The sequence below is a fragment of the Gordonia sp. QH-12 genome, from assembly GCF_001578675.1.
GTDB classification, from domain to species: Bacteria; Actinomycetota; Actinomycetes; order Mycobacteriales; family Mycobacteriaceae; genus Gordonia; species Gordonia sihwensis.
In genome coordinates this window covers 123624-138399 of sequence record NZ_KQ969284.1, presented here as the reverse complement: position 1 = coordinate 138399, position 14776 = coordinate 123624, and the positions used below count along the sequence as shown (strand labels likewise).

At 68.8% G+C, this 14776-nt stretch carries 11 protein-coding genes; 8 read left to right on the top strand and 3 right to left on the bottom strand.

Going from position 1 to position 14776, the window contains the following annotated elements; all coding sequences use genetic code 11:
• The first annotated feature begins 97 nt into the window (after positions 1 to 97).
• A complete protein-coding gene (locus Y710_RS04125) occupies positions 98 to 1507 on the top strand; it encodes a WS/DGAT/MGAT family O-acyltransferase (RefSeq protein ID WP_062366473.1) in 1410 nt (469 codons plus the stop codon).
• 237 nt (positions 1508 to 1744) lie between these two features.
• On the opposite strand, the gene Y710_RS04120 is transcribed toward Y710_RS04125, so the two are convergent.
• Positions 1745 to 3157, bottom strand: a complete 1413-nt coding sequence (locus Y710_RS04120; RefSeq protein WP_062366554.1) for a hypothetical protein — start codon at positions 3155 to 3157, stop codon at positions 1745 to 1747.
• A 424-nt stretch (positions 3158 to 3581) separates the two neighbouring features.
• Here Y710_RS04120 and Y710_RS04115 point away from each other — a divergent pair, with 424 nt between their 5' ends.
• Positions 3582 to 6836, top strand: a complete 3255-nt coding sequence (locus tag Y710_RS04115; RefSeq protein WP_062366471.1) for a (Fe-S)-binding protein — start codon at positions 3582 to 3584, stop codon at positions 6834 to 6836.
• 123 nt (positions 6837 to 6959) lie between these two features.
• Here the strand turns inward: Y710_RS04115 and Y710_RS04110 are convergent, their stop codons facing one another.
• Both Y710_RS04110 and Y710_RS04105 read right to left on the bottom strand, forming a co-directional pair.
• Positions 6960 to 7553: a hypothetical protein gene (locus Y710_RS04110; RefSeq protein ID WP_062366469.1), complete on the bottom strand. Its 594-nt coding sequence runs from the start codon at positions 7551 to 7553 to the stop codon at positions 6960 to 6962.
• A gap of 156 nt (positions 7554 to 7709) precedes the next feature.
• Positions 7710 to 8129 carry a hypothetical protein gene (locus tag Y710_RS04105; RefSeq protein ID WP_006898007.1) on the bottom strand — a complete coding sequence of 140 codons (420 nt, stop codon included), beginning with the start codon at positions 8127 to 8129 and terminating at the stop codon, positions 7710 to 7712.
• A gap of 83 nt (positions 8130 to 8212) precedes the next feature.
• On the opposite strand from Y710_RS04105, the gene Y710_RS04100 reads away from it, so the two are divergent.
• From Y710_RS04100 to mnhG, 6 genes are read left to right on the top strand one after another with little or no spacing between them, the layout of a single operon-like run.
• Positions 8213 to 11104, top strand: a complete 2892-nt coding sequence (locus Y710_RS04100) for a Na+/H+ antiporter subunit A (protein WP_062366467.1) — start codon at positions 8213 to 8215, stop codon at positions 11102 to 11104.
• Positions 11104 to 11763: a Na(+)/H(+) antiporter subunit C gene (locus tag Y710_RS04095; protein WP_062366465.1), complete on the top strand. Its 660-nt coding sequence runs from the start codon at positions 11104 to 11106 to the stop codon at positions 11761 to 11763. Before Y710_RS04100 ends, Y710_RS04095 begins: the two co-directional genes overlap by 1 nt.
• Complete coding sequence (locus tag Y710_RS04090; RefSeq protein WP_062366463.1) at positions 11760 to 13397, top strand: Na+/H+ antiporter subunit D; 1638 nt, start codon at positions 11760 to 11762, stop codon at positions 13395 to 13397. The genes Y710_RS04095 and Y710_RS04090 overlap by 4 nt, the downstream gene beginning before the upstream one ends.
• Positions 13394 to 14179 carry a Na+/H+ antiporter subunit E gene (locus Y710_RS04085; protein WP_006898003.1) on the top strand — a complete coding sequence of 262 codons (786 nt, stop codon included), beginning with the start codon at positions 13394 to 13396 and terminating at the stop codon, positions 14177 to 14179. Before Y710_RS04090 ends, Y710_RS04085 begins: the two co-directional genes overlap by 4 nt.
• A complete protein-coding gene (locus Y710_RS04080; RefSeq protein ID WP_006898002.1) occupies positions 14176 to 14436 on the top strand; it encodes a monovalent cation/H+ antiporter complex subunit F in 261 nt (86 codons plus the stop codon). Before Y710_RS04085 ends, Y710_RS04080 begins: the two co-directional genes overlap by 4 nt.
• Complete coding sequence (gene mnhG / locus Y710_RS04075; protein ID WP_006898001.1) at positions 14433 to 14765, top strand: monovalent cation/H(+) antiporter subunit G; 333 nt, start codon at positions 14433 to 14435, stop codon at positions 14763 to 14765. Before Y710_RS04080 ends, mnhG begins: the two co-directional genes overlap by 4 nt.
• The last annotated feature ends 11 nt before the right edge of the window (positions 14766 to 14776 follow it).

Here is a 14776-nt window from a genome sequence, read left to right as displayed (position 1 = left end):
ACCGACCCGGTCCCGGGTCCCCCGGTCATCCCGACCGGAAGGCTGTCACAATCTCTCGCAAGCGGGACGCGCGGTCGCGCAGGGAGGGGAGACACCGATGCAGTACATGCCGGTGACCGAATCGATGTTCCTGATCGCCGAGACGCGAGATCAGCCGATGCACGTGGGCGGGCTGCAACTGTTCGTACCCCGCGAAGGCCAGTCGGCCGAGGATCTGGCCGACGAGATATCCGAACGCTTCCACGCCGCGACCGACGTCTCGCCGATGTTCCTCAAGCGCCCGGCCACACCCGCCCAGATCGCCGGATACACCGCGTGGACGCAGGACGACGAGGTCGACTTCGACTATCACATCAGACACATCGTTCTGCCCCGTCCGGGTGAGATCAAAGACCTGCTCCGCTACGTGTCGCTGAATCACGGCGCCCTCCTCGACCGCCGTCGCCCGATGTGGGAGATCCACATCATCGAGGGCTTGGCGGACGGCCGCGTGGCGCTCTACACGAAGATCCATCATTCGATCGTCGACGGCGTCTCCGCCCTGCGCTTGCTGCAGCGCTCCCTCTCCACCGATCCCGACGACCGTTCCGGTACCGCCTTCTGGGATATGGAGCTGGTGCGTCGACGGCGCCGCCGGCGGCGGGAGCAACGGCCGCCGAAGGGCTCGTCGCGGTTGCTCGGTGCGGTGACGGGCGTGGCCGGAGCGATCGCCGACACCGCGGGCCAGGTGGTCGGCATGGCGCCGGCCGCCGCCCGGATCGCCGCCGCGGGCGTCTTCGACAAGGATTACGCGGCCCCGATGCAGATGGCGCCGTCGACGATCCTGAACCAGTCGATAGGCTCGGCGCGCCGCTTCGCCGCGCAGGACTGGCCGGTCACCAGGCTTCGCGCGGTGGCTCGGGCGCAGCAGATGACGCTCAACGACGTCATCCTCGCCATGTGCTCCGGAGCGCTCCGCCGCTACCTGAGCGATCACGACGGCCTGCCCGATGAGTCACTGGTGGCGATGATGCCGGTGTCGCTGCACAGCGACGGAGACTCCGACGGGAACGCGGTCACCGCGATCACCGTGCGGTTGGCCACCGACATCGAGTCTCCCGCCGACCGGGTGGCTGCCATCAAGGCGTCCACCCACGGCGCCAAGAACGTGGTGCGCGGGCTCAAACCGCTGCAGGCTCTCGCCCTGGGCGCCGCGACCATCTGGCCGCTGGCCTTCGCGACGGTCCCCGGGTTCGTCGAGTACACACCGCGCGCGTTCAATCTGATCATCTCGAACGTGCCCGGACCGGAGGAGCCGCTGTACTGGAACGGCGCCCGGCTGGACGGCTCGTACCCGGTCTCCATTCCGATGGAGGGGCAGGCCATGAACATCACCGTCACGACGATCGGCGGCAAGGCCGGGTTCGGCGTCATCGGTGCGCGGGCCCAGCTGCCGAGCCTCCAGCGCATACTGGCCCACCTGGAGACGTCGCTGGCCGAGTTGGAGGCACTGCCTCCGGCACGGTGACCGGCAGCGCGAAGCCCGCCCCGCGGTGGCGGGGCGGGCTGTTGATCGCGCTACCGAGTCAGGTCAGGCCGCTGGTGATCAGTGCGACAGCCGATCCCGTCGCGAAGTACTCGGCGAGGCTCCGGCGGATTCTGTTCCAGCTGTTCATCATCGGACTGCTCCCTCCAACGCGGACGGTTTGCGACACCGTCATGGTAGTTCGCAGTGACGGTGGTCACAGCAAATCGCCCGAATCGGTCACGCCGCGGGCGCCTCGGCGGCCGGTGCGGAATCCGCGGTGTCAGCGACGCTCTCGTTCGCGGACGGCTCAGCGGCGGGCTCCGACGACTGGTCGTCGGAGGGCTGCTCGGCCGCTGAATCCTGCGACGGCTCGGCGGCGGGCTCGTCGGTGACGGCCGGCGCCTCGGAGGTCGGCGCAGGCTCGGGCGCGGCGTCGGCCGCCGGGGCGGGCTCGGTGGCCGAGGGCTCCCCGGACGGTGCCGTGGTCTCAGCGGAGGTGTTCTCAGTGGCCTCCGAACCAACGGTCGTCTGCGCCGAGTCGGCTGCCGCGGAGGTGCTCGTCGCCTGCACATCGGCGACCCGTGCCGCGGTCGATGCGGTGGACGGCTCGGTCGCCGGCGGCGTGGGAGCCGGCTTCTTGGCGAACAGGTCGGTCTCGATCCGCGGCCCATGGTCGGTCATCACGATACGGATGAGGTCTTGCGAGAAGGTCGGGATCACATTGCCGGTGAGGATGCCGGTCACCGAGTCCGGGAAGGGCGCCGGAATGCCGAGCGCACCCACCATGTCGAGCAGGGTCGTCATCGGCGCCAGCGGAGAGCCGAGCGTCAGCGAGAACGGATTCTTGATCGAGTAGACCACCGGCCCGTCGCCCTGCTGCGACTTCTGGAAGATGAACGCCACGCTGGTGCACGACGAGTAGTTCTCTCCGGTCTCCCCGTCGGTGACCTGCGCCTTTCCGTACAGCGCGGTGCATACCACCGAACTCTTGGTCGGGTCCGGCGCGTTCGCGATGCCGTCGAGGAAGCCAGTCGCCACCGCGACGCCGCCGAGCGCCGTGGCGGTCGCGTTCTCGCCCAGCCCCATCGCGATCGCGACGCCGAGCGGCAGTGCCCGGACCGAGGTCTCCGACACTCCCGCTCCGATCGACAGCCCCAGGCCGCCGGTGGCCCGCGAATCGGAGACCGCGCCGAGGCTGCCGACCGAGATGGCGCCGGACAGGAAGGCGTCGGCCTGCGCGTTGGCGGTGCCGCCGACGGCGAGCGCCGACGCCAGACCGGTGCCCGCGATCGTCGCGGCGCCCGGGTACGAGGTGCCGAACAGCGGCGCCAGGCTGATGGCAGTGGCCGAATTCATATCGGCGAGGTTCAGGCCCAGATCGGGCAGCACCAGGCCGATCAGGCCGTCGCCGATTTTCGCGAGCACCGCGGGGCGGGCAGCCCCGCAGTCGACGGTGTCGCCGACGGGGCTGGGCGCGGTCTGCTGCCCCGGCGCACACTTGTACGAGGGGAAATCCGGCAGGCCGTTCGCGGCGTTCGCCGGCGCGGCGCCGACTCCGCCCGCGAGGAGTGCGGCCGACGCCGCGACCGCGGTGAGGCCCGTCGTCAGACGGGTGCGTCGCTGCCGACGGCTTCGAGATCGGGTATCCATCGAGGTCACCTGGGACTCTTCTCTAATCGAAGGGAATGGCTCACACAGGAGCCCGGCACCCCCGTCGCGCGGGGCTGCCGCCTCCCGCCGCCGGACTCGTACCGAACGGTAACTTTCTAGTGATAAGCACCACTTTCAACCGATCAGGTGACACAGATTCACGGCACGAATTCGGCGTGTCGACTCAGATTCGTGCGCCTCAGCACACTCTCGATACGGACTGGACCCTCTTATTACTCGCGAGTAACATACCGGTGAACGGAAACCGTGACGGCCGATCTGCAGGCGAAGTTAGGCAAACCTTGGCAGACCCGAGCAGGGTCGAACCTTTACGGTAACCAGGGAATAAAGGTTGACGCGGAGTGCTATGACCCGAGCGCTTTGACGTCTTGGTACGACCTGGACAGAAAGGCCGGTACTTCCAGTGACGACGACTACCGCCGTGATCGGAACCATCGCCGTATTACTCAGCCTCGTATGCTGGGCGCTCTTCCTTCGCGGCGTGGGCACGATGGTCCGATCCATCGCCCAGGGCCAGAAGGTGGAGCCCTCGCGGTTCGCCTACCCCGGGAAGCGTTTCGCGACGATGATGAAGGAATTCGTCGCGCACACCCGCATGGTCAAGTTCCGCACCGTCGGCTGGGCCCACTGGCTGGTGATGTTCGGCTTCCTGATCGGCTTCGTCTTCTGGTTCGAGGCGTACGGTCAGATCTTCGATCCCGAATTCCACTGGCCCGTCATCGGTGCCTGGAACATCTACATCTTCGCCGACGAGGTCCTGGGTCTGGCCACCGTCATCGGCATCGTGGTGTTGATGGTCATCCGTCAGCTGAACCATCCCCGCGTCCCTGCCCGGCTGTCGCGCTTCTCGGGCTCGCGGTTCGGCGCCGCCTACTTCGTCGAGGCAGTGGTCCTGATCGAGGGCCTCGGCATGATCTTCGTGAAGACCTTCAAGATCTCGTCGGGCATCGAGAACCCGCCGGTCTGGACCTCGTTCTTCACGCACTACTTCGCCCAGCTCTTCGAGGGCAGCTCCGTCTACTGGGTCACCGCCGCGGCCGTCGTCAAGCTGATGAGCGGCATGGTCTGGCTCGCCGTCGTCGGCCTCAACATCGACTGGGGTGTGGCCTGGCACCGCTTCGCGGCCTTCTTCAACATCTACTTCAAGCGTGAGAGCGACGGCGGCGTCGCACTGGGTGCGGCCAAGCCGATGATGAGCCAGGGCAAGGTCCTGGACATGGAGACCGCCGACCCGGACGTGGACGCGTTCGGCGCGGGCAAGATCGAGGACTTCAGCTGGAAGGGCTGGCTGGACTTCACCACCTGCACCGAGTGCGGTCGCTGCCAGAGCCAGTGCCCGGCCTGGAACACCGGCAAGCCGCTGTCGCCGAAGCTGATGATCATGTCGCTGCGCGACCACGGCCAGGCCAAGGCGCCGTACCTGTTCGCCGGCGGCCGCAAGGACATGGGCGGCGACGAGGTCGGCATCGTCGACGCCGACGGCAACGTCGACGAGGCCCGCCTGAACAAGGTCCCCGCGGCCGCTCGCGCCGAGGCCGAGCGCAAGCTGGTCGGCGAGTCCGAGGGCACCACCGGTGCCGTCATCGACGCCGAGGCTCTGTGGAGCTGCACCACCTGCGGCGCCTGCGTGGAGCAGTGCCCGGTGGACATCGAGCACGTCGACCACTTCATCGACATGCGCCGGTACCAGGTCCTCATCGAGTCGGACTTCCCGTCCGAGCTCGCGGGCATGTTCAAGAACCTCGAGAACAAGGGCAACCCGTGGGGCCAGAACGCCTCGCAGCGCACTGCCTGGATCGACGAGATGGACATCCACATCCCGGTCTACGGCCAGGACGTCGACTCGTTCGAGGGCTACGAGTACCTCTTCTGGGTCGGTTGCGCAGGCGCCTACGAGGACCGCGCGAAGAAGACCACCAAGGCCGTTGCCGAACTGCTCGACATCGCGGCCGTCGACTTCATGGTGCTGGGCCAGGGCGAGACCTGCACGGGTGACTCCGCTCGTCGTGCGGGCAACGAGTTCCTGTTCCAGATGCTGGCACAGCAGAACATCGACACCTTCGACGAGGTGTTCGCGACCGCGCCCGAGCAGCGCAAGAAGATCGTGGTGACCTGTGCGCACTGCTTCAACGCCATCGGCAACGAGTACCCGCAGGTGGGCGGCAAGTACGAGGTGGTCCACCACACCCAGCTGCTGAACCGGCTGGTCCGTGAGAAGCGTCTGGTGCCGGTCGCCGCACCGGCGGGCGAGCAGGTCACCTACCACGATCCCTGCTACCTGGGCCGCCACAACAAGGTCTACGACGCTCCGCGTGAACTGATGGAGTCCTCGGGCTCCACGCTCACCGAGATGCCTCGCCACGGCGAACGCTCCATGTGCTGTGGCGCCGGCGGCGCCCGGATGTGGATGGAGGAGCAGATCGGCAAGCGCATCAACGTCGACCGCGTCGACGAGGCGCTCAGCACGCTGAACTCCCGGCCGACCGACGCGGACGGCAACAAGCAGGTCCGCAAGATCGCGACCGGCTGCCCGTTCTGCCGCGTGATGCTCACCGACGGCGTGACCGCTCAGACCTCGGGCACCGAGGACGAGGGGCAGGTCGAGGTCGTGGACGTCAGCCAGCTGATCCTGGAGGGCGTCAAGCGCGGCCGTCCGGAGGTCAAGCGCGGCGGCAACTTCCTCGGGCCGATTCAGACCGAGCGCGCCCCCGAGCCCGAGCCCGAGCCGGTCGCCGCTGCGGCGAAGCCCGCAGCTCCCGCCGCCACCGCGGCCCCGGCCGAAGCGAAGCCCGCGGTGGGTCTTGCACCGAAGAGCGGCGGGCTCAAGAAGCCGGGCGGACTCAAGAAGCCCGGCGGCGCCCCCAAGCCCGGCGGTGCCACGGCCCCGGCCGCACCGGCGGCCGAGACCACCCAGGCAGCTCCCGCCAAGGGACTGGCCATGGGCGGCGGGCTGAAGAAGCCGGGCGGACTCAAGAAGCCCGGCGGCGCTCCCAAGCCGGGCGCGGCCAAGCCCGCGGCAGCGGCATCGGCGGCACCCGCGACCGACGACGCTGCGACCGAGTCAGCGGCAACCGAGTCAGCGACGAGCGGGGCAGCGGCGCCGGTCGAGACCACGGCCACCGAGGGCAAGGCCAAGGGCTTCGGCATGGCCGGCGGGCTCAAAAAGCCCGGAGCCAAGAAGCCGGGCGCGGCCAAGCCCGCAGCCGCAGCACCGGCCGAGCCGACGGCTCGCGCGGCGACCGAGTCGGCTGCGACCGAGCCGGCCGACGAAGCCCCGGCCGATGCAACCAGCGCCGACACCGGCACGGCGGCCCCCGCTGCCGCTGCCACCACGTCGGGCACCGAGGGCAAGGCCAAGGGGTTCGGCATGGCCGCAGGCCTGAAGAAGCCGGGCGCCAAGAAGCCCGGCGCCCCGAAGGCTGCAGCGACGGCGGCGGAGCCCTCGGCCCCCGCGGAGACCGCACCCGCACCGGAGCCTGCTGCGCCGGAAGAGCCCGCCGCGCCGGCGGCCGGCGAGACCGCCGCTCAGACCGACGAGCCCGCCGAGGCTCCGGCTCCGGCGGCCGGCTCGTCCGACAGCCGGACGATCACGGAGACCGGTGCGTCGAAGGCCAAGGGCTTCGGTCTGGCCGCCGGGAAGAAGCGCCCCGGCAAGTAATTCCGGCAGGGAGTCGCCGAGGCGACGACCGCAGAACGATGGCGGCATCGGCCACCCCGAGGGGTGCGGACGCCGCCATCGTCGTCTGTGCGGTCTCGCCGCGGGCCCGTGCGGGCCGTCGGTTCAGCTGGAGGTTCCCGGCGTCGTGGTCGCCGATCCCGACTGGCCCGGCGTCTGCTGCCCGGGAGTCTGGTTCTGATCGGGGGTCTGGTTCTGCTGCCCCGGCGTCTGGCCGTCGCCGTTGGCCGATCCCGGCGGCATCATGCGCCACCGCTGACCACCGAGACCGTTGCGCTCCTGCCCCATGAATCCGCGCATGGTCGCGCCGCGCTCGTATCGCGCCTCGTTCTGCCTGTGGTGGCCGCCGGTGTGGTCACCCGTGACGTAGCCGGCACCGAAGGCGAGTCCCAGACACGCGATGGCTCCGACAACCGCTCCCCCGACGAGCCACTTGCGCCGCACCTCGACGGTCTGCGGGCCGGTGGATGCCGGAGCCGCGACCAGAGGCGGCCGGTGATGGGCCGCCCCGGGCTGTCCCGGCGCGGCCGCCGGGTCGGCGGGCGGCGTTCCGGCGACCGGTGTGATCGGCTCGGTCGGGGCCGTGGTGCTCGTGGGGTCCGGTCCGGCCTGCGGGTCGGGCTGGTGGTCGGATTGGGGCTCGGTCTGCCCGCCGGGGGCCTCCGAGTCGTCGTGCTGGGGTCGGTTGGGGTCAGTCATCCTGGTCGATCCTCGTGTCCGGTGGCGACGCAGTCGTCGCCGTCGACCATCGAGGGAACCCGCCGAATCTGTGAGGTCGCTGGGACGCCCGTACCGGTTCGCTTCGGGTTCGGCGAGGCGCGGCCCGCACCGATACCGCTCTCACCCGCACGGCGCTCAGCCGGCGAAGCTCACCTGATAGATCACTGTCGAGGCCCCGGCCGATGCCGTCGACGACAGTCCCACGTTGACCCACAGTTGCCTGCCGTCGACGTCCTTGCTCAGCAGCACCGACTTCGACTGGGGGTCGTCGACCCGGGAGGACTCCGCGAAACCGGCATCGGTGAGCTTCGTGACCGCGTTGGTCAACGGGTTGCCGTCGGAGGCGTGCGCTTGCACCGTGACCTGCCACTGGGGCGATTCACCCGATGCGGTGAGCACCGCTCCGTCGACCATCGGCACGTCTGATTCGGGGAAGTCGGACGGCAGCGCGACACCCGGCCGCGACGGCTCGTCATCGGAACCGCATGCGACGAACAGCGCACCCGCACACACCATGATCAGCGCTGCTGCCAGCAGTCTGCGAAAATCCTTCATATCGAAAACGGTAAGGTAGACCTCAAGTTCTCGTCACCACGACACCCCGCCCGCCCGTCCTCGACACAAGTCGGAGTGCCATTTTGATCCTGGTATTGATCGCCCTGGCCGTCAGTGCGCTCATTTCACCACCGATCATCAAGACTCTCGGCTCCCGCGGTTTCTACGTCCTGGCGCTCGCTCCGGCGGCCGGGCTGGCATGGGTGGTCGCCAACTGGCCGGCCCCGGGCGCACCGCCCCGCGTGGAGACGATCGAGTGGATCCCCAGCCTGCAGATGGACATCGTGCTGCGGTTCGACACTCTGTCGGCCGTCATGTCGGTGCTGATCCTGGGCGTCGGCGCACTGGTGCTGATCTACTGCGCCAACTACTTCCAGCAGATGCGCCGGAGAGTCGCGGTCTTCGGCGGCGAAGTCGTGGCCTTCGCAGGCGCGATGTTCGGCCTCGTCGTCAGCGACAACACGCTGGTCATGTACGTGTTCTGGGAGGCGACGACGGTCCTGTCGTTCATGCTCGTCGGATTCAACACGGTTCGCGCCACCTCGCGCCGCGCCGCGACCCAGGCCCTGCTGGTCACCACCTTCGGCGGACTGGCGATGCTCGTCGGCATCATCGTGCTGGGCGAGCGGACCGGAAGCTACCTGCTGTCGGACCTCGTCGCCCATCCGCCGGCCGGCAGCGTCTACATCGACGTCGCCGTGATCCTGGTGCTGATCGGCGCCCTCTCGAAGTCGGCCATCGTCCCGTTCCACTTCTGGCTTCCCGGCGCGATGGCCGCTCCCACCCCGGTCAGCGCGTACCTGCACGCCGCGGCCATGGTGAAGGCGGGCGTGTACCTCGTGGCCCGGCTCGCACCGGCCTTCGCACCCCTTCTGAGCTGGCAGATACCGGTCATCGGACTCGGTCTGCTCACGATGGTGCTCGGCGGATGGCGATCGTTGCGCGAACTGGACCTCAAACTCGTCCTCGCCTTCGGCACGGTGTCGCAGCTCGGTTTCATCACCGTGCTGGTGGGTGTGGGCGACGCCAACGTCGCCATGGCCGGCCTGGCCATGGTGGTGGCGCACGCGATGTTCAAAGCGTGCCTGTTCATGGTGGTCGGCATCATCGACAAGTCCACCGGAACCCGCGACATCCGCAAGCTCGCACGCCTCGGCGCACGACTGCCCGGGCTCGCCGCGGTCGCCGCGGTGGCCGGCGCCAGCATGGCCGGCCTGCCGTTCACCTTCGGCTTCGTCGGCAAGGAGACCGCCTTCGGCAGCGTCTGGGACACCGGCGCGCTCTCCCCTATGCAGCGGCACGCAGTCGACGTGGTGCTGCTGGTGGGTTCGGTCATCACGTTCGCGTACACCACGCGCTTCCTGTGGGGCGCGTTCGGACGCAAGGTCCGCCGCCTGCCGACCAGGGCCGTCGCACAGCTCGACCAGCCCGCCGTCATGTTCCTCGTCCCTCCGGCACTGCTGTCGGCGGCCGGCGTGGTCGCGGCGTTCGCGTCGGGATGGATCGGCTCGCTGTTCGAGCCCTATGCGCAGTCGCTGCCCGCCTACGGCGAGGAGATCGAGCATCTCGCGCAGTGGCACGGCTTCGGTCTCCCGGTCGTCTTCTCGATCATCGTGGTCGCCGGCGGCGCCGGCCTGTTCCTGTTCCTGCGTGCGCGCCGCGCGCACGTCTTCGTTCATCCGCCGCGGCTCAACGCCGACCGGATCTACGACGGCGCGCTGCGCACCGCCGACACCGTCTCCCTCTGGGTCACCCGCAACACCCAACGCGGTTCACTGCCCATCACCCAGGGCGTGATCCTCTCGACCGCGGTGATCCTGCCCGTCAGCGTGTTGTTCCTGGGACGCAGGCAGTCGCTGCACCTGGCGGGATTCGACACCGTCGAAGAGATCGTCATCGGCTTCGTGATGGTCGCCGCGGCGATCGCGACGGCCGTGCTGCGCAACCGCCTCGCCGGCCTGCTGACCCTCGGCATCACCGGATACGGCTGCGGCGCCCTGTTCGCCATGTACGGCGCCCCGGATCTCGCCCTGACCCAGTTTCTGGTGGAGAGCCTGACACTGGTCGTGTTCGTGCTGGTCCTGCGCAAACTTCCGTCGGAGGCGACCCCGAAGCTGCGCACCGGTCATCGCCCCATCCGCATCGCGATCTCCGTCGCCTTCGGTGCGATGCTGGTGGTGATCGGGCTGTTCGCCGCAGCGGCACGGTCCACCGAGCCACTGCACGTCTACCTCGGCGACGCCGCGTACGAGTTCGGTCACGGAGCCAACGCGGTCAACGTCCTGCTCGTCGACATCCGCGCCTGGGACACCCTCGGCGAGATCTCCGTCCTGATCGTCGCGGCGACCGGAGTGGCCTCGATGGTGTTCCGGAGCCGCCGGTTCGGCGCCGTCCCCCGGGTCACCGACTCGGCACTCGCTCAGCGCCGCAACGGGGACGACGCCGCACACGGACGCACCACGTGGCTGCGCGGCAGCGAGATGCGTGATCCGGCGCAGCGGTCGCTGATCCTCGAGGCCACCACGCGGCTCGTCTTCCCGACCCTGGTGGTGCTCTCGGTCTACTTCTTCTTCGCCGGACACAACGCACCGGGAGGCGGGTTCGCCGGCGGTCTGGTGATGGGCCTGGCGCTGGTGCTCCGCTACCTCGCGGGCGGCCGCTACGAACTCGGCGAGGCGATGAGAGTGGAGGCAGGCACCATCCTCGGCGCCGGGCTCGCGATCTCGGCGACCACCGCGGCGGTGTCCCTGGCGCTCGGTGCTCCGGCGCTCTCGTCCGCCGTCATCGATCTGAGCCTGCCGGTCTTCGGCGAGTTCCACATCGTCACCGCCCTGTTCTTCGACCTCGGCATCTACCTGATCGTGGTGGGGCTGGTCCTGGACATCCTCCGGAGCCTCGGCGCCCGGCTCGACGTGGCCGACGCCCCGCCGGAGCCCGCCGAACCGGCCGCTCCCGAGCCCGAGGAGGTGAGGTGATGTCGGTGAACCTGGGCCTGTTGATCGTGGCCGGAGCCATGGCCGCCGCGGGCGTCTACCTGCTGACCGAGCGCAGCCTCATCCGCATGCTGTTCGGCCTGCTGCTGGCGGGCAACGCGTTGAATCTGATGATCCTCGTCCTCGCCGGGCCGCCCGGCCATCCGCCGATCCGCGGGCGCGAATCCGACGGGGCGAGCTTCGACACCGACCCGCTGGCGCAGGGAATGATCCTGACCGCGATCGTCATCACCTTGGGCATCGCGGCCTTCGTCCTGGCCGTCACCTACCGGCTCTTCAAGATCAATCAGGCCGCCGAGGAGGAGAAGCTGCCGCCGGGTGCGGAGGCAGCGACCGACGACGAACTCGGCGACGACGAGGAAGACATCAAGATCCTCACGGGAACACCCGAGTCCCAGCCCGATCGCGATCTCAGCGACGATCCGGCCACCGGCGCCGACACCGTCGCCGGCGACCTGTTCGACAAGTACGGCAACCCGCTGACGCCGGAGGAGTTCATCGCGGCGCACCTCAACGTCCACGAGCCGGACCTGATGCCCGAGGACGCCGAGGTCCTGGAGTACCTGCCTTACGACGGCGACGAGATGCCGCGGGACGCGGACGAACCGAACGACGACGAGCACGCGAAGGGGGCACGATGACGCCGCAGACGTCCTGGATCCCGGTCCTCATCGTGCTGCCGACGATGGTTCCGCTGCTGGCGGCCGCCGTGACGCTGCTGGCCGGCCGGAGCCCCACCATCCAGCGCGCGGTCTCGGTGTCCGCCATCGGCGTCGCGCTGATCGCGTCCGGCCTGATGCTCTACCTCACCAGCGCACACGGGACCTTCGCGGTCAACGTCGGCGGCTGGGACGGCCGCGGCATCGCGGGTACGCCGCTCGGCATCACCTTGGTGGTCGACCGCCTCGCGGCACTGATGCTGGTCATCTCGCTGACCGTGCTGCTGTGCGTCGTGGTCTACGCGATCGGGCAGGGCATCAGGGACGGAACCACCGAGCAGCCGGTGTCGATCTTCCTGCCGACCTATCTCATCCTGACCGCGGGCGTCTGCAATTCGTTCCTCGCGGGCGACCTGTTCAACCTGTACGTCTCGTTCGAGGTGCTCCTCGCGGCGAGCTTCGTCCTGCTCACCCTGGGCGCCAGCGCCGAGCGCGTGCGAGCCGGCGCGTCGTACATCATGGTGTCGATGGTGTCGTCGCTGATCTTCCTGGCCGGCATCGCCTTCGCCTATGCGACCACCGGAACCCTCAATCTCGCCGAGATGGCCGTCCGGCTCGACGACGTGCCCGACGGCACCCGCAACGCGCTGTACGCGGTCCTGCTGGTGGCCTTCGGCATCAAAGCGGCCGTGTTCCCCCTCTCGACGTGGCTTCCCGACTCCTATCCGACCGCTCCGGCCCCGGTGACCGCGGTGTTCGCGGGTCTGCTGACGAAGGTCGGCGTGTACGCGCTGATCCGCACGCACACCCTGCTGTTCCCCGGCGGATCGATGGACAACGTGCTCATGATCGCGGGACTGCTGACCATGCTCGTCGGCATCTTCGGCGCCATAGCGCAGTCGGACATCAAGCGACTGCTGTCGTTCACGCTGGTGAGCCACATCGGCTACATGGTGTTCGGCATCGCCGTCGGTTCCGAGCTGTCCACCTCGGCGGCGATCTTCTACGTCGCCCACCACATCCTCGTGCAGACCACGCTGTTCCTGGTGGTGGGACTGATCGAACGGCAGGCGGGGTCGGCGTCGCTGCGGCGCCTCGGCGGACTCATCGCGAGTCCGCTGCTGGCCGGGCTGTTCCTGATCCCGGCGCTGAATCTCGGCGGCATTCCGCCGTTCTCGGGATTCATCGGCAAGGTCGCACTGCTGGAGGCCGGTGCCCAGGACGGATCGGTGCTGGCGTGGGTGCTGGTCGCCGGGTCGGTCGTCACCAGCCTGCTCACCCTGTACGTGATGGCCCGTATCTGGACCAAGGCGTTCTGGCGGGCCCGCGCCGACGCGCCCGACGGCGCCATGGCGTCGAGCACCGCGTCCGCGCTCATCGAAGAGGGCACCGACGTCCTGCTCGAGGAACGCGAGGACGTGGGCCGGATGCCGGTGGCCATGGTGCTGCCCACGATGGCGATGGTGGCCGCCGGTCTGGCGCTGACGCTGTGGGGCGGGCCCATCTTCCACTTCACCGACGACGCCGCACACGGCGTCCTCGACCGCAGCGAGTACATCTCGACGGTTCTGCACGGGCCCGACCCCGCACACGCCACCGCCGGAGGCCGGCCATGAGCAACACGCCGTTCCCAGACAAGCCGCACGCGAAACCCGTCGGAAAGCGCCCGGTGGCCGCATTCTTCGGCAACCTGTGGCGGGTCACCCTGGTGCACCTGGCCTGGCCCGCGGTCCGGACCTACGTCTGGCTGAACGAGAACCTGCACGCACCGGCCTGGGCCGGCGGCTCGCTGCGCGAGTTCGGCCTGCGACTGTGGGGCTTCGCCTGGCTCACCTTCGTCTGGGTGCTTCTCTGGGGCGACGTCACCTGGGCCAACATCGTGGTCGGCGCGTTGATCGCCCTGCTGGTGATGGTCCTGCTGCCGCTGCCGCGGGTGCCGGTGGAGGGTCGGTTTCACCCGCTCTCGGCGCTCAAACTCGTCGGCACGATGATCTACAACTTCTTCCTCTCCAGCGCTCAGGTGGCGTGGGCCGCGGTGAAGCCGGGCGATCCGCCGCTCGGTGCGGTGGTCCGCGTGCACATGGCCATCAAATCCGACCTCACGCTCACGCTGGCCGTCGACTACATCAACCTGGTGCCCGGCACCATGGTGGTCGAGATCGATCAAGACCAGCGGATGCTGTACATCCACGTCTTCGACGTGCGCAAACAGAAGTACATCGACGAGTTCCTGAAGCAGATGGCCTACGTGGAGCGACAGTTCATCAAGACCTTCGAGCGCGACGACGAGTGGCATCCGAGTCCGTTCCACGGAATCGACGACGATTACCATCACGTCCCGTTCGCCGACCGCCGTCGGGTGGTCGAGCAGGAGCGCTCACGGAAGGAGAAGGCATGACCGTCGTCTGGATCATCAGTGCCGCGATGCTGCTCACCGCCGTGCTCCTGACCGTCTATCGCACGCTTCGCGGGCCCTCGACCCTCGATCGGCTCGTCGGCGTGGACGCGCTGGTCGCCATCGCGATCTCCGGTCTGTCGGTGTGGGTGGCCTACACCACCGACACCACCGTGGTCCCGGGCATCGTGGCGCTGAGCCTGGTGGGTTTCATCGGGTCGATCGCCGTGGCCCGTTTCCGAGTGAGGGACGACCAGTGATCCTCGACGTCGTGGCCGCGGCGCTGATCCTGCTCGGCTCGCTGCTGGCCCTCACCGCCGCCATCGGGATCGTCCGATTCCCCGACACGCTGAGCCGGATGCACGCCGCGACCAAGCCTCAGACGTTCGGCATGATCCTGGTGCTCGCGGGCACCTTCATCAGGCTCGACAGCCACCCGGACGGCGGAATGCTGGTCCTGACCGGCTTGTTCGCACTCATCACCGCGCCGGTGGTAGCCCAGCGCGTCGGACGCCTCGTGTATCGCGAGCAGGCCCTGGGGGAGGACGTTCTGGACGAGGACGAATTGTCCTCGCGAAACGGCGGGTAGCGCCACCGCGG

Bases quoted from the DNA above. Each gene is read 5' to 3' on its own strand.
- Y710_RS04080 (WP_006898002.1), top strand. From the start codon at position 14,176: ATGACCGTCGTCTGGATCATCAGTGCCGCGATGCTGCTCACCGCCGTG.
- Y710_RS04110 (WP_062366469.1), bottom strand. From the start codon at position 7,553: ATGACTGACCCCAACCGACCCCAGCACGACGACTCGGAGGCCCCCGGC.
- Y710_RS04125 (WP_062366473.1), top strand. From the start codon at position 98: ATGCAGTACATGCCGGTGACCGAATCGATGTTCCTGATCGCCGAGACG.
- Y710_RS04085 (WP_006898003.1), top strand. From the start codon at position 13,394: ATGAGCAACACGCCGTTCCCAGACAAGCCGCACGCGAAACCCGTCGGA.
- Y710_RS04105 (WP_006898007.1), bottom strand. From the start codon at position 8,129: ATGAAGGATTTTCGCAGACTGCTGGCAGCAGCGCTGATCATGGTGTGT.
- Y710_RS04095 (WP_062366465.1), top strand. From the start codon at position 11,104: ATGTCGGTGAACCTGGGCCTGTTGATCGTGGCCGGAGCCATGGCCGCC.
- Y710_RS04090 (WP_062366463.1), top strand. From the start codon at position 11,760: ATGACGCCGCAGACGTCCTGGATCCCGGTCCTCATCGTGCTGCCGACG.
- Y710_RS04120 (WP_062366554.1), bottom strand. From the start codon at position 3,157: ATGGATACCCGATCTCGAAGCCGTCGGCAGCGACGCACCCGTCTGACG.